This is a genomic window from Pseudomonas phytophila, from assembly GCF_025643095.1.
Lineage (GTDB): Bacteria > Pseudomonadota > Gammaproteobacteria > Pseudomonadales > Pseudomonadaceae > Aquipseudomonas > Aquipseudomonas quasicaspiana.
Genome location: NZ_CP081201.1, coordinates 3777493 through 3797000 on the forward strand (window position 1 = coordinate 3777493; position 19508 = coordinate 3797000).

Here is a 19508-nt window from a genome sequence, read left to right on the forward strand (position 1 = left end):
GCTGACATCACCAAAGGGAACTGAGCGTGAGCATTAATCTCGACCAGGCATTACAAACGTTCATCGTCGAGGCTCGCGAGCTGTTGGAGGCGATGGAAGAGTCATTGCTGCAACTGGAAAGCGAACCCGGCGATGCCGACGCGATTGGCGCCATCTTCCGGGCAGCGCACACTATCAAAGGCTCGGCGGGTCTGTTCGGGCTCGACCCGATTGTCAGCTTTACGCACATCGTCGAAGACGTGTTGGACCGACTGCGCGAAGGCAGTGTTTCAGCCGACGCAGGCCTGATAGCGGTGCTGCTGAAATCCGGCGATCACATGCTCGAACTGATTGATGTCGTCGCCAGTCAGGGCGGCCAGCTGCAAGCTCCGGCACTGGCTCGTGAAGCCGAACTGCGTAAAAGCCTTCAGGCTTATCAGGCCCCTGCGAATGTCAGCAACGATGAGCTGGAAGTCATTCCGGACGCTGAAGTCCACGCCGAACAGACCCATGCCGTGCTTTGGCATATTTCCCTGCGCTTCGGTCACGACGTGTTTCGCAATGGCATGGACCCTTTGTCGTTCCTGCGTTTCCTGAACACGCTGGGTGAGATCGTCACGGTGCAGACGCTGACCGACAACTTGCCAACACTGGAAGCCTGGGATGCAGAGTCTTGCTATCTGGGCTTCGAAATCGACTTCTATTCCAGTGCGACCCACGCCGCCATCAACGAAGTCTTTGATTTCGTGCGCGAAGACTGTCTCGTTGAAATCACCAAAGCCGACACTGAGAGTCAGCAGGACTGCTCGGGCACTGAACTGATGTCCCAGTCACCAACCATCGCCGATCAAGGCACCGGCATGGTTGCCATGGGCGAGTTGCTGGAAGATCAGCGCTCGGTGCCACGCGTACCGGCCAACGTCTCCAATGAAAAACAGCTTGCCAGCGACAAGCCCGCCGAGAGCAAAGGCAAAGATGGCCGCTACGTCCGGGTCAACGCCGACAAACTCGACGAACTGATCAATCTGGTCGGTGAACTGGTGATCGCCAGTGCGGGTGCCACCCTGATCGCCCGTACGTGCGACAACGACCCATTGCAAGAGTCCACCTCGACAGTTTCCGGGCTGGTAGAAGAAATTCTCGACGGAGCGTTGCGTCTACGGATGATCCCCATTGGCGACACATTCAACCGGTTCCGCCGTGTTGTACGGGATGTCAGCCAGGAACTGGGCAAAGACATCGACCTGATGATCAGCGGTGCCGAAACTGAACTGGACAAAACCGTTGTCGAGAAAATCGGCGACCCTCTCATGCACCTGCTGCGAAACTCCATGGATCATGGCATTGAAAGTGCCGAGGCGCGTCTTGCCGCCGGTAAGCCTGCCAAGGGCCATCTGCACCTCAATGCCTACCATGACTCGGGCAGCATCGTCCTGGAAATCGCCGACGATGGCGCCGGACTGAATCGCGACCGGATTCTGGAAAAAGCCCAGGAACGCGGCCTGATAGCCCCCGGCGCGACGCTGACCGATCAGGAAATCTACAACCTGATTTTCGAACCAGGCTTCTCCACCGCCCAAGCGGTCACCAACCTTTCAGGGCGTGGCGTCGGCATGGACGTCGTCAAGCGCAACATTACCCTGCTGCGCGGCACCGTCGATCTGGACAGTAAACCGGGGCAAGGCACCGTCATACGCATTCGTTTGCCGCTGACACTGGCCATTATCAACGGCTTCCTCGTCGGTATCGGTCAATCCACCTACGTGATCCCGCTGGACATGGTCCAGGAGTGCATCGAACTCAGCGAGGACGACCGTCAGATCAGCCGCGAACAGGGTTATCTGGACCTGCGCGGTGAAGTGCTGCCATTGGTTTATCTGCGTGACCACTTCCACCACGACGGCCCTGCCGCTCGCCGCCAGAATGTAGTGGTGGTGCGTTATGCCGATCACAAGGCGGGACTGGTTGTAGACGACCTGCTGGGTGAATTCCAGACCGTGATCAAACCGTTGGGCAAGCTGTTCGGCGCACTGCGCGGCATCAGCGGCTCAACCATTCTGGGCAGCGGCGCCGTCGCATTGATTCTCGATGTTCCTGCTTTGCTCAGCCAGATCGTACACCTTGAAACACGCTACACCTCTAATCCAGCCCAATCGCCAGCCACTGCCCGTTGATGCATCCGCATTTCCATGGAGGTAACACCCGATGAAATGGTTTTACGATCTGAAGATCGCCACGAAGTTGATCGCGTCATTTCTCACGGTGCTCGCCCTCACCGCAGTCATGGGCGTTTTCTCCATCATTCAGCTGGGTCAAGTGAATGACACCGCCAGCGACATTCGCGATAACTGGATGCCGTCCATGCGTGCGGCGTCCGCCATGCGCTTCCAGGCGGCCAATTACCGCCTCAAGGAAAACCGCCACATCAGCACCGAATCCACTCAGGAAAAAACGACCGCAGAGCAAGAAGCGGCGGAAGCGAGGAAGCAGTTTGAGAGCCGGGTCGCGGTCTATGAAAAACTCATTTCCGGGCCGGATGAACGCCAGCTTTTCGACACGATGATGTCTGACTGGGCCGCTTATCTGACCGTCAGCAAAAACGTGCTGGCCCTTTCCATGCAGGGTGCAGAAGCCGATGCACGTGCTCTGTTGCGGGGTGAGTCGAAACGTACTTTTGACCTGGTGACAGCGGACCTGCAGAAAATGGTCGAGTTCAACGACGCCGGTGCTGAAAAAGCCAATGTGCTGGGTAATGAGCTGTACGCAACCGCGCGGATTTCGATCATCGCAGTGTTGATCTCGGCGCTAATCGTCGGCCTGGGTCTGGCGTTATTTATCTCGCGAGTCATTTCCCGCCCATTGAAAGAAGCGGCGATTGTTGCCGAACAACTGGCCGAAGGTAATCTTAACGTCCATATCAACCCCGGCTCGAAAGACGAAACCGGCATGGTGATCAACGCCATGCAAAACATGGTCGGCAAGCTCTCGCACATCATCGGTGAAGTGCGCAACGCAGCAGACAATCTGGCCAGCGCCTCTGAAGAAGTCAGCGCCACCGCTCAGTCCATGAGCCAGGCCACCAGCGAACAAGCGGCCAGTGTGGAAGAGACCAGCGCCTCCATCGAACAGATGAGCGCCAGCATCAACCAGAACACCGAAAACGCCAAAGTCACCGACGGCATGGCCAGCAAGGCTGCCAAGGAAGCCACCGATGGTGGTGAGTCCGTGCAGCAGACCGTTGTGGCCATGAAGAAAATCGCCCAGCGTATCAGCATCATTGACGACATTGCCTATCAAACCAACCTGCTGGCCCTCAACGCGGCCATCGAAGCAGCGCGTGCAGGTGAGCACGGCAAAGGCTTCGCCGTAGTTGCCGCTGAAGTGCGCAAACTCGCGGAACGCAGCCAGGTCGCAGCACAGGAAATTGGCGAGCTGTCGTCCAGCAGCGTCGACATGGCAGAGAAAGCCGGCAACCTGCTCAATGAGATGGTCCCGTCGATCAACAAAACCTCGGATCTGGTTCAGGAAATCAGCGCCGCCTCCGAAGAACAGGCCGCCGGTGTCGCGCAGATCAACACGGCAATGACCCAGCTCAACTCGGTCACTCAGCAAAACGCGTCGAGCAGCGAAGAACTGGCTGCCACTGCTGAAGAGATGAGCAGTCAGGCTGAGCAACTGCAACAGGCCATGAGCTTCTTCACCCTGGACGCTGCGCCGAAAGCCGCCAGCCAGCCGGCGAAGTTCGATAACTCTTCAGGCACTACAAGCCGCAAGCCCTCTCGCCCGGCTCCACAAGCGCCGCAGAAGTCTTTTGCGTACAACATGGCAAGCACCCCGGATGAATCCGAATTCACTCGATTCTGAGCGGATCCACCCACTCGCTTGTCATGAAGGAGACAGACATGGGCGCAATCGCTACGACACGACAAAACGTGACGGTCGTTGAGGAACAGGAGCAGTACCTGACGTTCATGCTCGGCACCGAGATGTTCGCCATCGGGATCCTTGGCATCAAAGAAATCATCGAGTACGGCAATCTTACTGTCGTGCCGATGATGCCGGCCTTCGTCCGCGGGGTGATCAACCTGCGCGGCGCGGTGGTCCCGGTAGTGGACCTGTCGGCGCGCTTTGGCCGCCCCAACTCGACGATTACCCGTCGCAGTTGCGTGGTCATCATCGAAGCCAATACAGCGGACGGCCAGTCACAGGACATAGGCCTGCTGGTGGACACCGTGTCAGCGGTGATGGACATCCCCGCTTCGCAAATCGAACCACCACCGAGCTTCGGTGCAAAGATTCGTGCCGATTTCATCAGCGGTATGGCCAAGGTCGATGGCAAGTTCGTCATCGTCCTGGAAGTTGATCAGGTGCTGTCTATCGACGAAATGTCGAGTCTGGCCGCAGTCGATCAGATTCCGGCCATCGAAGCCGAACAACGCTGATCCGGGACGGCAGATATCGTGAACGGAACAGTGCTCAACGACAGGGAATTCAGTCAGTTTCAGTCCTGGCTGTACGGAGCCGCGGGCATCAGCCTGTCACCTGCGAAAAAAGCGCTGGTGGCGGGCCGCTTGTTCAAGCGCCTCAAGCACTATGAGCTGGAAAGCTACGGCGAATACTTCAAGCTGATCATGAGCGGCCAGCGCAGCGACGAACTTCAGGTTGCGCTGGATTTGCTCACCACCAATGAAACCTATTTCTTCCGTGAGCCCAAACACTTTGATTTTTTACGCCAGCAGGTATTGCCCAAAGCAACGCCGGGCAAGACTTTTCGGGTGTGGAGTGCAGCAAGCTCCTCAGGCGAAGAACCTTACAGTCTGGCAATGACCCTGGCCGAAAGCCTTGGCACCACGCCGTGGGAAATTATCGGCTCGGATATCAGCAGCCAGGTGCTTGCCAAGGCCCGTGCCGGGCATTACCCCATGGAGCGCGCCACCAACCTGCCCCAGCCCCTGCTGCACAAGTATTGCCTCAAAGGTATCGGTAAACAGCACGGTACTTTTCTGGTGGACCGTGGGTTGCGCAACCGGGTCAGTTTTATTCAGGTCAATCTAAATGAGGCTCTGCCGGAACTCGGCGAGTTCGACGTGATCTTTTTACGTAACGTGATGATTTATTTTGACCAGGAGACAAAGATCAAGGTTGTTGCCCGTCTGTTCCCTCGCCTCAAGTCCGGTGGGTATTTCATTGTCAGCCACTCTGAAAGCCTCAACGGCGTCAGCGATGCATTGAAACTGGTAGCACCCTCGATCTATCGCAAACCATGACTACCACCGTTGATGAAGTCTTTCTGGCGCCGGGCGATTTCCACTTCGCGACAAGCCCTACCCGCATACGCACGATCCTCGGGTCCTGCGTTGGCATCACATTCTGGCATCCGGTGCGCAAGATTGGCGCTATGTGCCACTTCATGCTGCCAACCCGGACCCACCGATGCGGCGTGCTGAACGGTAAATACGGTGACGAGGCGATCGAGATGTTTCTCGAGTACGCCAAGGCACACCGTACGGCGCCGGAAGACTATCAACTCAAGTTGTTCGGGGGCGGCGAGATGTTCCCCCACCATAAGCGCGGCGTGCATTACAGTGACGTTGCGCGGATGAACGTCCGTGCGGCACTGGAGCTTGCCAACAGACATGATCTGGATCTGATTGCACAGGACATGGGCAGTACAGGCTACCGCAACGTCATTTTCGACCTGTGCAACGGACATGTCTGGGTCAGACACAAACCAATAAGGACAACCACGGAACATGGCCACGAAAAAAATAAACGTACTGCTAGTCGATGATTCGGCGGTAGTTCGTCAAGTTCTGCTGGCCATCCTCAACGACACGCCTGATATCCATGTGATGGGAGCTGCATCGGACCCGATCTTCGCCATGGAAAAACTGGCCAAAGAATGGCCGGACGTGATCGTGCTGGACGTGGAAATGCCCCGCATGGACGGCATTACCTTCCTGAAGAAAATCATGAGCGAGCGTCCTACTCCGGTGGTGATCTGCTCCTCGCTCACCCAGAAAGGCGCCGAAACCAGCCTGCAGGCGATGTCAGCCGGTGCGGTGGAAGTCATCACCAAGCCCACTACCGGGTTAAAGAATTTTTTGCTGGAGTCTGCGGCGGAACTGGTCGGTGCAATTCGTGCGGCAGCCAACGCCAATGTCAAAAACCTTGGCCGACGAGCAGCAGCGCCAGTACTGACACCTGCGACACGCTTGAGCGCCGATGCCATTCTGCCTGCCGCGCAGGGTCACGCCATGGCCCAGACCACCGAACGCATCGTCGCACTGGGCACCTCCACCGGTGGCACTCAGGCCCTGGAAGCAGTGCTGACCGCCCTGCCCCGCGTCTGTCCGGGCATCGTTATCGTGCAGCACATGCCGGAGAAATTTACCGCGTCCTTTGCCGAACGTCTTAACGGTCTCAGCCAGATTGAAGTACGCGAGGCAAAGAATAACGACCGCATCCTGCCAGGCCTTGCGCTAATCGCGCCGGGCGGCAAACACATGATGGTCACCCGCAGTGGCGCGTTTTACCACGTACAAGTGGTGGATGGTCCGCTGGTAAATCGTCATCGCCCGTCAGTGGACGTGCTGTTTCGCTCAGTCGCCAGATTCGCTGGCAAGAACGCCACCGGCATCATCATGACCGGCATGGGCGATGATGGCGCCCGCGGCCTGAAGGAAATGCTGGACGCTGGCAGCTCGACCGTCGCTCAGGATGAAGCAACCTGCGTGGTGTTCGGCATGCCCAAGGAAGCGATCAAACTGAATGCCGCGCAACGCATCATGCCTCTACACGACATCCAGCACGCAATCCTGCACAAATAGCGTTTTTCTAATGCCTTGATGCGGTTTTGCAGCTTGCTCTGTGGGGCGCGGTCTACGATGCTGTTTGCAGACTGTCAGGCCGCCCTACGCCGCCTCGGGTCGTCACGGGAGAACAACAAATGAAAACCGTCGCACAACTGCTCAAGCTCAAGGCGTCTTCGAATCAGAAAGTCCACACCATCTCCCCTCATCAGATGGTGCTCGATGCGCTCAGGCTCATGGCCGAGAAAAACATCGGCGCGCTGCCCGTGGTCGACAATGGCAAGCTGGTAGGCGTAGTCAGCGAGCGCGACTATGCGCGCAAGATGGTCCTTCAGGGCCGCTCCTCGGTGGGCACCCCGGTCAGCGCGATCATGAGCAGCAAAGTCATCACCGTCGACTCCCAACAGAGCGTCGAAGCCTGCATGGGCATCATGACCGACAGCCACCTGCGCCACCTTCCGGTTGTGGAAAACGGCGAATTGCTGGGATTGCTGTCCATCGGTGACCTTGTCAAAGAGGCCATAGACGAGCAGGCCAGCCTGATTAAGCAACTGGAGCAATACATTCGCGGGGATTGATGCCTGCGCGCAATCTCACGGCGAATAATGACCCTGTAGGAGCGCACGAGCACCGCGATAGCGTTCTGCCTGACACACCGCCATCGCGGCCTCGCGGTGCTCGTGCGCTCCTACAAATCACTGGCGTGATTGCCTGGGTCTACGCCAGCTTGAAATGACCGCGCAACGCCGCGATGTGCTCTGGCCCGATGCCGCAGCAGCCACCGATCACCGAAGCGCCCTTCTCCACCCAGGTATTCGCCCACTTTGCATAGGCGTCAGGCCCCAAGTCTGCGCGGATCTCGTGCAAAGTGTCGTTGGCGCCTTCTTCTTCCACTTCCATTACCGGAAACGCGTTGGCATACACGCCCAACTCGATCTGCGCCGATTCTGCATCAATCACTTCACGCGCAGCCACCAGCGCAGAGGCCATGACTTCCGGCTGGCTGCAGTTGAACAGCACTGCTCGCGCACCCAGTTCGATGGCAACTGCTGTGGCCTCAGCCACCGTCTCGCCGGAGCGCAAACGAGGACCATGGTCTTCACCGTCTTCCAGGGTAAACGACAGCCACAAAGGCTTGTCGTCCTGCCCCAGCGCTTCACGTACAGCGCGTACTTCAGCGATCGAGCTTTGGGTTTCAGCCAGCCATACATCCACGCTAGCCTTCAGACCCTGAATCAGGATGCGATGGATCGCGACCGACTGATCATGATCGAACAGATCCGGACGATAAGAACCCAACGCTGGCGGCAACGACCCCGCCACCTGAATAGATTGATCGGCCTCTGCTGCAGCCTGACGTGCAAGCCGGCCCGCCAGCCCGGACAGCGCCGGAGCGTCCGCAGTGAAACGCTCTTCACCCAGATGAAACGGCACCAGCGCATAACTGTTGGTGGTGATAATCCGCGCCCCGGCATTGATAAAAGCCTGATGCGCCTTGAGGACAAATTCCGGTGCTTCGATCAGCGCCAGCGCCGACCACTCAGGCTGACGGAATGGCGCACCAATACGCATGAGTTCCCGCCCCATGCCGCCGTCAAGCAAGCGTAGCGGAATTGATTTTTCGATTGTGGACATGGGAACTCCTGAAAGCCGGGCGTCCGTTGCGGGAATACACAGGCAACGGCTGATTGAATTGAACAGTAAGAGCGTTTGATTAAACCCAAAAACCGTAGCTTATAACCAAAACAAAGTCGTATAGATCAATTAATAATTAAGGACATTTTTAATATCGCGTTTAAATATATACCAATTATTTGTATTCGATCTATTCGGTGATGTGATGAATCTACGTGCTGTTTTGCCTTTGAGTCTTGCCCTGCTGTCCGTCTGCTCTACCGCCATGGCCGGTGCGACGCTGGATAAAATCAATAAAAAAGGCGAAATGGTCGGCGTGATGATGGAGAACTACCCACCGTTTTCCTTCCTCAATGATCAAAACCAGCTCGACGGTTTCGACGTGGACGTGGCAAAAGCAGTCGCCGACAAGCTGGGCGTGAAGCTGCAACTGGCAACACCGTCCTGGGACGTCATTGCCGCAGGCCACTGGGGCAGCCGCTATGACGTGTGCATCTGCTCCATGACTCCAAGCGCGGCCCGCGCTCAGGTATTCAACTTCCCGGTTGAGTACTACCAGTCGCCAGCGGTCATCGTGGTCAACGCCAAGAATGATGCGATCAAGTCAGCCAAAGACCTTTCGGGCAAGAAAGTTGGCGTCATCAGCGCTTCGACCTACGAGGCTTACCTGAACAAGGATCTGGTCATTGAAGGTGCGGAAGACAAGCCGATCAGCTACCCGTTCGACGCTGTTCAGGCTGCACCGTATGACAACGAAACCGTGGCCTTTCAGGACCTAGCACTGGGCGCGGGTGTCCGTCTCGACGCGATGATCACCAACCTGATCACTGCACGTGAGCGTATCAATCAGGATCCACGCTTCAAGATCGCTGGCGAAACTCTTTACGCCGAACCCAATGTCGTCGCCACCGAAAAAGGCGATGCCGAATGGGATGCGAAGCTGACCAAAGTCATCGCCGAACTCAAGGCCGATGGCACGCTGGCCAAGATCTCCCAAAAATGGATCGGCTCTGACATTACCCAATGAGCGAGCATCAACCTGCCCCGCCAGACCTGAACGCCGGATCTTCGCGCCTGCTGCGAATTTTCGGCTTCAAAACGCGGCTGTACCTGACCTGGATGGTGATGCTCGGTCTGTGCATCGCGTTTTTCATGAGCTTCGACCTGAAGTTTTCGATCATCGCCGCGAAATGGGAATATCTGGTCGGCCTGCATCTGGCACCCAACGGCTTCCTGCAAGGCGCCGCGCTGACCCTCTTCCTGTGCTTCTGCTCGATATGGCTCTCGCTGATACTGGGCTTTGCCACGGCCCTGGCGCGCTTGTCCAAGAGTGCCGTGGCGTTTGGCATCGCCAGTTTTTATGCATCGTTCTTCCGTGGCACGCCGCTGTTGATTCAGATCCTGCTGATCTATCTCGGTCTGCCGCAACTGGGCGTGGTGCCGGGCGCGATCAGCGCGGGCATCATTGCCCTGTCCCTGAACTACGGCGCGTACCTGAGTGAGATCTTTCGGGCGGGCATCATCGGTGTTTCACCCGGGCAACGTGAAGCCGCTGCGGCACTGGGCATGCGCCCTGGCGTGGTGTTCTGGCAGATCACACTGCCGCAAGCCATGCGCACCATCATTCCGCCGACCACCAGCCAATTCATTTCCATGCTCAAGGACTCGTCCCTGATCTCGGTAATGGGTGTCTGGGAAGTCATGTTCCTCGCGCAGTCTTACGGCCGGTCGTCCTACCGTTATATCGAAATGCTGACCACTGCGGCGCTGATCTATTGGCTGCTGTCCATCGGACTGGAGTTGATTCAGGCACGTCTGGAGCGGCACTACGGCAAGGCTTACAAAAACCAGCGCTGAGTTGATCACGGCACCGTTCAGTCAACTCAGGTGCGGGTGGACCGATGCGATGGGCGCAGCTAACCTGTCGCCCTTGCACCCTGCCTCTAGAGACTGAAATGACGACCCAACTGGACACCGTATTCGAACGCCACGGCACCGACAGCAAAAAGTGGAGCCTGTATCCCGCCGACGTGCTGCCGATGTGGGTAGCGGACATGGATTTCCCGGTGGCCGAGCCGATCATTCAGGCGTTGCAGAAACGACTGGAGCATCCGCTGCTCGGGTACGGCGTGGCACAGGACAACCTGCGCCAGACGGTTGTCGAGTACCTCTGGCAGCGTTATGCCTGGCGTGTTCAGCCTGAAGAACTGGTGTTCCTGCCCGGCGTCGAGCCCGGCTTCAACATGGCACTCAACGCACTGGTTCCGGCCAACTCGGGCGTGGTCCTGCAAACACCCAATTACTCGCCCCTGTCCCACGCGCCGAATCACTGGCAGCAGCCGCGTATCGAATTGCCGTTCAAGGCTGATGCCCACGGCGAGTACCACACCGACATCGCTGCACTGAACGGCAAGCTGGCGAACGCCGGTGCCTTGTTGCTGAGCAACCCGCATAACCCGCTGGGCAAGGTTTTCAGTGGCGAAGAGCTGCACCTGATCGGCGAAGCATGCGTGAAGCATGACGTGCTGATCATTTCTGATGACATTCACGCCGACATCCTCTTCGATGGCCGCCGGCATGTGCCCATCGCCTCTCTCAGCCCGCAGATTGCCCAGCGCACTGTCACCCTGATGTCGGCGAGCAAGGCTTATAACATCGCCGGGCTGAAAACCGCTTTTGCAGTGATTCAGAATGAGTCTCTGCGTAAACGCTTCAATGCAGGCCGCTTGGGTCTGGTCGACAGCGTCAACGTGCTGGGTCTTGAAGCCACGCGAGCGGCCTACAGCGAATGCGGCGAATGGTTGAGCGACGTCAACGCGTACCTGCAGGCCAACCGTGACTATCTGGCGCAAGCGGTGAAAGAACGACTGCCCGGAGTGGTCATGCACCTGCCACAAAGCACCTACCTCGCCTGGCTGGATTGCTCCGCGCTGGGTCTTGACGATCCACAGCAGTTCTTCCTCGAACACGCCAAAGTGGGGCTGAGTGCGGGAGTGGAGTTTGGTGACGATTGCCAGCAGTTCGTGCGGTTGAACTTCGGTTGCCCAAGGGTCTTGCTGGAGGAAGGGTTGGCGCGGATGGAGCGCAGTTTGCGGGATCGGTGAAGAAACAAAAAACCGGCACATATTTCTGTTGGAGCGAGGCTTGCCCGCGAAGAATGATGACGCGGTGGGTCTGGTCAACCGCGTCGACTGGTTCGCGGGCAAGCCTCGCTCCAACAAAGCCATCGTTTGCAATGAACACAAAAAAGCCCGGTTAGCCGGGCTGTTCCTGTTCGGACCTCGCAATCAATAACGCTGATACTGCGAACCAAATTCTTTGCGGTTTTCTGCTACGACCACTTTCTTGTCCAGGTTCACTTCAGCGCGGTCGAAGGTCTTGTTACCGGCACCGGCAACGCGGACTTCAGGAGTAACGACGCTGGAACGATCTGCAACCTTAGTGGCCGCAGCGACAGTCTGGGTCGGCGAAGTACTGGCAAAAGCGCCGGTAGCGGTCAGGATCGAAAGGGCAAAGCTCAAAGCGATAGTGCGTTTCATGATGTGGCTCCAATAGTTGTTTCGAAGTGATGGGGCCAATCTAAGGTCACAACCGCGTTATGAAAAACCACCCTTTAAAATACTGATTATCAGCCTCGTTGATGCTGGAGCGCGAGGTGTCTGGCTCGCGCTTCCCCAGCAACAGCGGGACTTTTATCACTTGATGGTCACTGGGGCTTGCGCAACAGAACCCGGGTGACACGTCGTTCTTCGACACCCACAACCGTCATGTCCCAGCCTTCCCAATCGAGCTTGTCGCCGATCCTCGGCAAGCGATCCAGCAGGCTCATCACCAGACCGGCAAGGGTCTGATAATCCTCGGTCGCATGGGCCTGAAAACCGACCCGCTCACGCACCTGGCTCAGGTTAAGGCCGCCAGAGACGATGAAACCATCGTCCTCGGCCACCACATCCGGACCTTCCACTTCGCTGGCATCCGGCAGCTCACCCGCGATGGACTCCAGAATGTCGGTCATGGTCAACAAGCCGATGAAATCGCCGAATTCGTTGACCACAAAAGCGATGTGCGTTGACTCTTTGCGCATCTGCTCAAGGGCGTTGAGGATCGAAAAGCTGTCCAGCAGGTTGATCGCTTTGCGCGCCATAAACTCCAGATTTGGCTCATTGCCGGCCAGCAGTTCCTTGAGCAACTCCTTCTTGTGCACAAAGCCCAATGGCTCATCCACGCGGCCTTCACGAATCAGTGGCAGGCGCGAATAGGACGAATGCATCAGCTTGGTCCGAACCGTTTCCGGATCGTCCGACACGTCGATCAGATCCACCGCGGCCCGTGGTGTCATAGCCGAGCGAATCGGACGCTCAGCCAGTTGCAGCACACCACTGATCATCACCCGCTCGCGACGGTGGAACACCGCCTCGGTCTGTTCACCTTCAAGCATGTCGGCGATTTCTTCGCCCACCTCATCGGCGTCCAGCTTGCGGCCACCCAGCAGCCGCAACACGGCGTGGGCGGTGCGTTCACGCATAGGCCGCGCACCGTGCAGCGACTTCTTGCGACGCTTGCGAGCGACCTGGTTGAACAGTTCGATCAGGATCGAGAAACCAATCGCCGCATACAGATAGCCTTTAGGGATATGGAAGCCCAGGCCTTCGGCGGTCAGGCTGAAACCGATCATCATCAGGAAGCCCAGACACAGCATGATCACGGTCGGGTGCGAGTTGACGAACTTGGTCAGCGGCTTGCTGGCGATGATCATCAGACCGATGGAGAAAATCACCGCAATCATCATGACGGCCAGATGCTCAACCATACCTACGGCAGTAATCACCGCGTCGAGAGAGAACACGGCGTCCAGCACCACGATTTGCGCGACGATGGGCCAGAATCGGGCATACGTGCCGTTGCTGGTACGTTCGGCAACATGACCTTCCAGTCGCTCGTGCAACTCCATGGTGGCCTTGAACAGCAGGAACACACCACCGAACAGCATGATCAGGTCGCGACCCGAGAAGCTGTGATCGAACAGTTCGAACAGTGGCGCAGTCAGCGTGACCATCCAGGAAATACTGGCCAGCAAGCCAAGGCGCATGATCAACGCCAGCGAGAGACCAATGACTCGCGCCTTGTCACGCTGCTCGGGCGGCAACTTGTCCGCGAGAATCGCGATGAACACCAGGTTATCGATGCCCAACACCAGTTCCAGAACGATCAGAGTGAGCAGGCCAAGCCAGGCCGTGGGATCAGCTATCCATTCCATAGAACTATTGAATCTCTCGCAAACGGGATTTGATAGATGTCAGTAAGCCTGCCGAACGTGAACAAACGTCGGCCGCACAGGACACACTAGACGGATTATCGAAGGGGGTATTCAGACGAGCTGATCCTGAGGGGAAAGCTGGATCGAGACTCAAATTAAAAGCAAAGCGGTTAGAAGCAAAGCAACCGGGAGGTTCCTGAACGGTGTTCATACAATCCTGAGATTTATTACGGGATGTGATCCTACAACGAGAAAGTCACTTTCCCACTCACGAAAAGTATTACAAAGATTGACATCATTTCGCCCGGTCCGGCTAATTGCTTTGAACTTCCAGCTTCTGAGCATGCCCTTTCTATATAGGCCGGGCATAACGTCGGGCGATTCTGGAGGCTTATCTCATGCCAGATGCACAGGGCAAAATTCGTTACGCAGTGGTTGCCGGAGGCTGGATTTCCCAAGGCGCATTCATGCCGGGCGTCGATCAGACTGATAATTCGGTAATGACTGCACTGGTGACTGGCGACCCGATAAAAGCCGATAAACTGGCTGAGCTTTACGACCTGAAAAGCTATGACTACAGCGAATTCGACACGCTGCTAAAGTCTGGGGAAATCGACGCGATTTACCTGGCCACGCCTAATTTCCGCCACCGGGAATTTGCCGTGCCTGCCCTGGAAGCCGGGATCCATGTATTACTGGAAAAACCCATGGCGACCAGCGAAGAAGACTGCATTGCAATCACCGAAGCCGCCCAGCGCTCCGGCGCCAAGCTGATGATCGCTTATCGGCTGCATTTCGAGCCAGGCACTGTCGAGATGATCGGCCGTATCCGCGCAGGCGAAATTGGCGATCCCCGGTTGTTCACGGCGACCTTTGCGCAGACCACCGATCCAAAGAATCACCGCATGCAGAATGGCTACTGGGCAGGACCTGCAGCGGACATGGGGCCGTATCCGATCAACGCGGTACGCAACCTGTTCGATGCCGAGCCGCTGGAAGTTCATGCCGTGGCCATTCACACGCCAGGGCGCGAAATCAATACGCCGGATACCGTCAGCGTGACCTTGCGCTTCCCGGAAGAGCGACTGGCGCAATTTACCGTCAGCTATAGCCTGCCGGGCACCCAGCGTTATCAAGTGATAGGCACCAAGGGCGAGTTTGAAGCGTCGCCCTGCTTCGGTTTTGGTGAAGGCGTCGCGATCAGTTACCGGGCAATCATCGGTGACGAAACCAAAGAACATGAACACCCTGTGGTGGACCAGTTTGGCGGCCAGACCCAGTACTTCTCAGACTGCATTCTGCAAGACCGCGAGCCTGAGCCCGATGGCGACGAAGGCTGGCGTGATGTGCGTGTCCTGGCGGCCATAGAACGCAGCCTGGAGACGGGCCAGACTCAGAAACTCGACCCGCTTCCGAATCGCCCGGGCATCAGCATCGAACAAGCCCGCCGCTTGCCTTTGGCCAAAGTGCCGGAGTACATCAATACCGATGAGCCGAATGAGTAAACATCTGGCTGACCAGCAATGACTCCCCTGGAGCTCACCGAGGTTACGAGGCCAGCGATAGCGGTATGCCTGACACTCCGCAATCGCTGGCCTTGTAACCCCGGTCACCGCTCATCCAGCATCACTTCAATAATGATTTGAGACGCAGACCTGGTAGGAGGCAACTTGTTGGCGAAGCGAAATTTCTGACGATGCAGGTCCGACGTCTCGCCAACAAGTTGGCTCCTACCGGGTCACCCATTTGCTTCGCGACAGCGGTGTGTCATGGACACAAGGCACGCGCTCATCCAGCATCACCTCAATAATGGATTGAAACGCAGACCTGGTAGGAGGCAACTTGTTGGCGAAGCGGAATTTCTCACAATGCAGGTCCGACGTCTCGCCAACAAGTTGGCTCCTACCGGGTCACCCGTTTGCTTCGCGACAACGGTGTGTCATGGACACAAGGCGCGCGCTCATCCAGCATCACGTCGATAATGGATTGAAACGCAGACCCGGTAGGAGCCAACTTGTTGGCGAAGCGGAATTTCTCACAATGCAGGTCCGACGTCTCGCCAACAAGTTGGCTCCTACCGGGTCACCCGTTTGCTTCGCGACAACGGTGTGTCATGGACACAAGGCGCGCGCTCATCAAACATCACTTCGATAATGGATTGAAACGCAGACCTGGTAGGAGCCAACTTGTTGGCGAAGCGGAATTTCTGACGATGCAGGTCCGACGTCTCGCCCGTTTGCTTCGCGACAGCGGTGTGTCATGGACACAAGGCGCGCGCTCATCAAACATCACTTCGATAATAGATTGAAACGCAAACCCGGTAGGAGCCAACTTGTTGGCGAAGCGAAATTTCTGACGACGCAGGTCCAACGTCTCGCCCGTTTGCTTCGCTACAGCGGTGTGTCATGGACACAACAGGTTGGCGTTTAAATCGCAGCATACGGTCCCTCCCGCGCTTACTCGCGCCCCACTCCAACCTAAAGTTTCCCTGCTATTGGCCGCTACAAAGTAGATACAAATCCAGATAAGCCAGCACGGAAGCGCTATGACCTCAATCTCTTTAGTCACTGCCAGCACGCCGCTCATCACCACACCAGCCTCCGCTGCCGTACCGGTGAGCGCCACCGAGACACCTCTGACACTGGCCAGCTCACCGGCCTCCGTTGTGATGCTCGGTCAGGATTCAAAAGTCGCAGATGCCGCCACTTACTCCAGTCGCGGGAGCTTGAACAACGCCGATTCGGTGTTGTTCTTTGAGAAAAAAACAAGCGATGCAGTGACCACAGTCCTCACTGGCAACATGTCCGCTAAATCCACGGCCGGACGTTTTCAGGGCCTGGGTGCTGCACTGCTGGAACAGCTTGCCAGCGGCAATTCGAACTCAATCTCCCAGTCCGTCATCAGATCCGGCACTGACGGTATAAAAGACGCTGCCGCGCTGAAATCAGCTCAGGCTCAGCTGCACAGCAATACCCAAAACACCATCACCCTCACGCTGAAAACCGCTAGCGGCGCGACCATCACGCTGAACCTGACCAGCAAGGATGACGGTCTCGCTGTGCAAGCGGATGTGACCGGTGGCAAGCTGAGCGATGAGGAAAATGAGGCATTGGCCTCTTTGGCAGACTCCTTTCAGGGAGCGATTGATGGTCTGACTGCCGAAACGCCACGCCTGAATCTCGGCAACCTGACCCAGCTGGACCCGGCCCTGTTCTCGTCGATTGACCTGAGCGCGCGCCTGAAAGTGGGCGATAACCAGTATCAGACGCTGAATTTCCAGTCGGATGAAAAAAACAGGTCCGTGGAAATGAACGGCCCGACCGGCAATGTTCAGTTAAGCGTCAAAAACAACGCGGCGATATTGGGCAACGCGCAACAGCAAGCCCAGGCTGTAGAAAGCTACCTGAAGCAATTTGATGCAGCGCAAAACCGGGGCCAGGGCGACAAAGACCTCATGGCGCTGTTCAAGGATGCGTTTTCTTCGTTGCAAACTACCACCAAGAGCCTGAGCGGTAGCTCCAGCCTCAACAGTGTGGATCGCTCGATGTTGACCGGGCTTGCTGATTTCAGTGTGTCGCTGACGCAAAACGCCCAACACAGCAACCCGATGCGCCCCGCCGAAGCCGACAAGTTTTCCTATAAAGCCTCGCAAACTACCGACATGCAAGGTGCAGGCGACGCCAATCGATCCATCGAGCAGAAACAGACATCCAGTCTCGAGGCGTCGTACCACAAGAGCATTTACCCAGGCTCGAAACTGGCCTTGGGCAATACCGCGGAATCGCAAAACTACGACTTCTACCAGATCAATGATCAGGCCGAGAGCACGACCCGCATCGGCTATAACAAGGGCGCGCTGGTAGTAGCCAACTCTACCCAGAGCGTTCAGCAGTCAACGATCGTCAATCGATACGAAATGGGCAAACTGATCGACACCATCAGCACCCCGAAAGAGATTTCCAGGTCGCGTAACTTGATGGGCATGATCGACGCCGCCCTGCGTGAAGACCGCAGCTCGCGGGTAACGACGGGCAAGTCGACACTTGAAGACGATCTGATGGCCGTTCATGCCAAGGTGCTGCTGCAGTCGAATCCTTCTTCGGTTGCTCGCTGACTTCCGGTCGTGACGCAAAACTTGTAGGGCATCTCTTCTACGACGCCGCACTGTCGCGCAGCAAACACAGGATCTGTAGGAGTGAGCTTGCTCGCGATAGCGCCAGATCAGGCGATGATTTATCGAAGGAAAAAATCAATCGCGAGCAAGCTCACTCCTACAGGGTCCGTGCTTGCTGCTAGACAGCATGGTGTCAGGGACAAAGGAACGGGCACTACAGAAAATCAGCGTCAAGGCTGATAGATGTTCAGCCTGAACTCAAACTTCGCGAAACAGATCGTGAGCGTCCAGCAACCGGTAGGCGATTTCGGGGTTCTTTTCCAGGCATCGCCTGATTGCAGCAGGAATCGACTGCCGGGTTTTGCGACACAGCCCCGGCAGCTCGTCGATAGTGATCGCGATCCCGCGCATGCTGCGTACTTCGTTAAAACCCGGCACCACCTCCAGTCGAATCCCCAACTGCTCGTACAACTTGCGCTGCATGTGCTCAAGGTCAGCCAGACTCTTCAGGTTTTCCAGACGCTCAAGCAGGCGTTTCTCCTCCTGGCGGGTCAACGCCAGAATCCGCAGCTCGTCCGCCTGCAACAGTTCGCGCCCGCAATTGCAGGCACCGGGGGGACAAGGCTGACGAAGCGGTAGCGTGGTACTCATGGTCGCAGCATACCGAGGCTTGTCCCGACTTTGCCATCACCCCTGGCAGGATTGGCGCATTTTTACCCCCGATTATGTTCAAACTCCCGACTAAGCAAATCCCTGAACGCGGGCAACACCGGATTTTCGTTATCGCGACGGGAAATCATGTGCAGGTCAGCATTCAGGGTCGCGTCGCGGAGCGGACGGAATACCACAGCGCCACTGTGCAGTTGCCGGGCCGAAGCCGGCACAATCGAAAGCCCCAGACCGGCCTGAACCATGCTGACAATGGCGTGGGTCTGGCCCAGATGATAGGCATACCGCGGCGTGACACCGCTCATGGCGAACAGCCCGACAATGCAGTCATAGAAGTAACGGCCTTCATCCGCGGCGTACATCACAAAAGGCTGATGATTAAGGTCCGCGAGGGCAATCGACGGCTGTGTGGTCAACGGATGCTCTGAGGGCAACACCACTAAGAGCGGTTCGCGATACACCAACTGCGCATCGAACATTTCTCGATCCCTGACCTGACGCACCAGGCCAATGTCGATCAGGTTCGCTGACAGCGCATCCAGCTGGGCATCGGAAACCATCTCCTTGAGGACGAACTTCACTTCCGGCATTTCAACGGCAGCCTTGGCCAGCAACTGCGGCACCATGCTGTAAGCGCTGACCCCGGTAAACCCGAGGGTCAGCCTGCCCACTTCGCCGGAGGCCAGACGCCGCGCGGAATTTCCTGCCTGTTCGGAGAACGTCAGGATGTGTCGCGCATCGCGCAGAAAGCCCCGGCCAGCCGCCGTCAGGCGAACGCCACGGTTATTGCGCTCCAGCAGGACAATGCCCAACGAGCGCTCCAGCAGCTGGATCTGTCGGCTCAGCGGCGGCTGGGTCATATGCAGGCGTGTAGCGGCTCTGCCGAAGTGCAGCTCTTCGGCGGCGGCCACAAAACATCGTAACTGGTGCAATTCCACGATTCAAAATCCGCATCAACCTATCCAGCATCTATGTTAGACGTATATCCACCAAGGCTCCTACTATCGGGGAAAGACAGAGTTACATCTTCTAACAAAAATAA

18 protein-coding genes are annotated in these 19508 nt (G+C 57.0%); 13 read left to right on the top strand and 5 right to left on the bottom strand.

What is annotated here, in order from left to right; translation table 11 throughout:
* Positions 1-26: 26 nt before the first annotated feature.
* The 7 genes from K3169_RS17100 to K3169_RS17130 all read left to right on the top strand — a co-directional run bounded on the left by K3169_RS17100 (position 27) and on the right by K3169_RS17130 (position 7369).
* Positions 27-2153, top strand: a complete 2127-nt coding sequence (locus K3169_RS17100; RefSeq protein WP_263267224.1) for a chemotaxis protein CheA — start codon at positions 27-29, stop codon at positions 2151-2153.
* 31 nt (positions 2154-2184) lie between these two features.
* Positions 2185-3843 carry a methyl-accepting chemotaxis protein gene (locus K3169_RS17105; protein WP_231665863.1) on the top strand — a complete coding sequence of 553 codons (1659 nt, stop codon included), beginning with the start codon at positions 2185-2187 and terminating at the stop codon, positions 3841-3843.
* A 38-nt stretch (positions 3844-3881) separates the two neighbouring features.
* Positions 3882-4421, top strand: coding sequence for a chemotaxis protein CheW (locus K3169_RS17110; protein WP_027902812.1), 540 nt, complete (start codon positions 3882-3884; stop codon positions 4419-4421).
* 15 nt (positions 4422-4436) lie between these two features.
* On the top strand, positions 4437-5246 hold the full coding sequence (locus tag K3169_RS17115; RefSeq protein ID WP_410478267.1) for a CheR family methyltransferase: 810 nt from the start codon (positions 4437-4439) through the stop codon (positions 5244-5246).
* Positions 5243-5770 (top strand): chemoreceptor glutamine deamidase CheD, encoded by a 528-nt coding sequence (gene cheD / locus K3169_RS17120; RefSeq protein ID WP_099269309.1) that lies wholly within the window; start codon positions 5243-5245, stop codon positions 5768-5770. Before K3169_RS17115 ends, cheD begins: the two co-directional genes overlap by 4 nt.
* Entirely contained in the window at positions 5733-6809 is a 1077-nt protein-coding gene (locus K3169_RS17125; RefSeq protein ID WP_027902815.1) for a chemotaxis response regulator protein-glutamate methylesterase, read from the top strand. The genes cheD and K3169_RS17125 overlap by 38 nt, the downstream gene beginning before the upstream one ends.
* 119 nt (positions 6810-6928) lie before the next feature.
* Positions 6929-7369 (top strand): CBS domain-containing protein, encoded by a 441-nt coding sequence (locus K3169_RS17130; RefSeq protein ID WP_027902816.1) that lies wholly within the window; start codon positions 6929-6931, stop codon positions 7367-7369.
* Between the two features lie 139 nt (positions 7370-7508).
* On the opposite strand, the gene K3169_RS17135 is transcribed toward K3169_RS17130, so the two are convergent.
* The gene (locus tag K3169_RS17135; protein ID WP_231678180.1) at positions 7509-8426 is read right to left on the bottom strand and encodes a homocysteine S-methyltransferase family protein; all 918 of its coding nucleotides are present in this window, start codon (positions 8424-8426) and stop codon (positions 7509-7511) included.
* Positions 8427-8631: 205 nt separating this feature from the next.
* Between K3169_RS17135 and K3169_RS17140 the strand changes: the two genes are divergently transcribed.
* From K3169_RS17140 to K3169_RS17155, 4 genes are all read left to right on the top strand, one after another.
* On the top strand, positions 8632-9453 hold the full coding sequence (locus tag K3169_RS17140; protein WP_027902818.1) for a transporter substrate-binding domain-containing protein: 822 nt from the start codon (positions 8632-8634) through the stop codon (positions 9451-9453).
* Positions 9450-10283 carry an amino acid ABC transporter permease gene (locus tag K3169_RS17145; protein ID WP_231678179.1) on the top strand — a complete coding sequence of 278 codons (834 nt, stop codon included), beginning with the start codon at positions 9450-9452 and terminating at the stop codon, positions 10281-10283. The genes K3169_RS17140 and K3169_RS17145 overlap by 4 nt, the downstream gene beginning before the upstream one ends.
* 98 nt (positions 10284-10381) lie before the next feature.
* Complete coding sequence (locus K3169_RS17150; protein WP_231678178.1) at positions 10382-11530, top strand: MalY/PatB family protein; 1149 nt, start codon at positions 10382-10384, stop codon at positions 11528-11530.
* Positions 11531-11570: 40 nt separating this feature from the next.
* On the top strand, positions 11571-11720 hold the full coding sequence (locus K3169_RS17155; RefSeq protein ID WP_164706030.1) for a hypothetical protein: 150 nt from the start codon (positions 11571-11573) through the stop codon (positions 11718-11720).
* On the opposite strand, the gene K3169_RS17160 is transcribed toward K3169_RS17155, so the two are convergent.
* Both K3169_RS17160 and K3169_RS17165 read right to left on the bottom strand, forming a co-directional pair.
* Positions 11714-11965, bottom strand: coding sequence for a hypothetical protein (locus K3169_RS17160; protein WP_263267225.1), 252 nt, complete (start codon positions 11963-11965; stop codon positions 11714-11716). The two genes, K3169_RS17155 and K3169_RS17160, sit on opposite strands and share 7 nt — an antisense overlap.
* Before the next feature lie 167 nt (positions 11966-12132).
* Positions 12133-13683, bottom strand: coding sequence for a TerC family protein (locus K3169_RS17165; RefSeq protein ID WP_255879803.1), 1551 nt, complete (start codon positions 13681-13683; stop codon positions 12133-12135).
* 398 nt (positions 13684-14081) lie between these two features.
* Here K3169_RS17165 and K3169_RS17170 point away from each other — a divergent pair, with 398 nt between their 5' ends.
* Positions 14082-15188, top strand: a complete 1107-nt coding sequence (locus tag K3169_RS17170; protein WP_027898608.1) for a Gfo/Idh/MocA family protein — start codon at positions 14082-14084, stop codon at positions 15186-15188.
* A gap of 1040 nt (positions 15189-16228) precedes the next feature.
* Positions 16229-17797, top strand: coding sequence for a lactate dehydrogenase (locus K3169_RS17175; protein ID WP_263267226.1), 1569 nt, complete (start codon positions 16229-16231; stop codon positions 17795-17797).
* Positions 17798-18055: 258 nt separating this feature from the next.
* Here the strand turns inward: K3169_RS17175 and K3169_RS17180 are convergent, their stop codons facing one another.
* Together K3169_RS17180 and K3169_RS17185 are read right to left on the bottom strand one after the other, a co-directional pair.
* Positions 18056-18448 carry a hypothetical protein gene (locus tag K3169_RS17180; protein ID WP_263267227.1) on the bottom strand — a complete coding sequence of 131 codons (393 nt, stop codon included), beginning with the start codon at positions 18446-18448 and terminating at the stop codon, positions 18056-18058.
* A gap of 62 nt (positions 18449-18510) precedes the next feature.
* Positions 18511-19404 carry a LysR family transcriptional regulator gene (locus K3169_RS17185; RefSeq protein ID WP_200866092.1) on the bottom strand — a complete coding sequence of 298 codons (894 nt, stop codon included), beginning with the start codon at positions 19402-19404 and terminating at the stop codon, positions 18511-18513.
* Between the last annotated feature and the right edge of the window lie 104 nt (positions 19405-19508).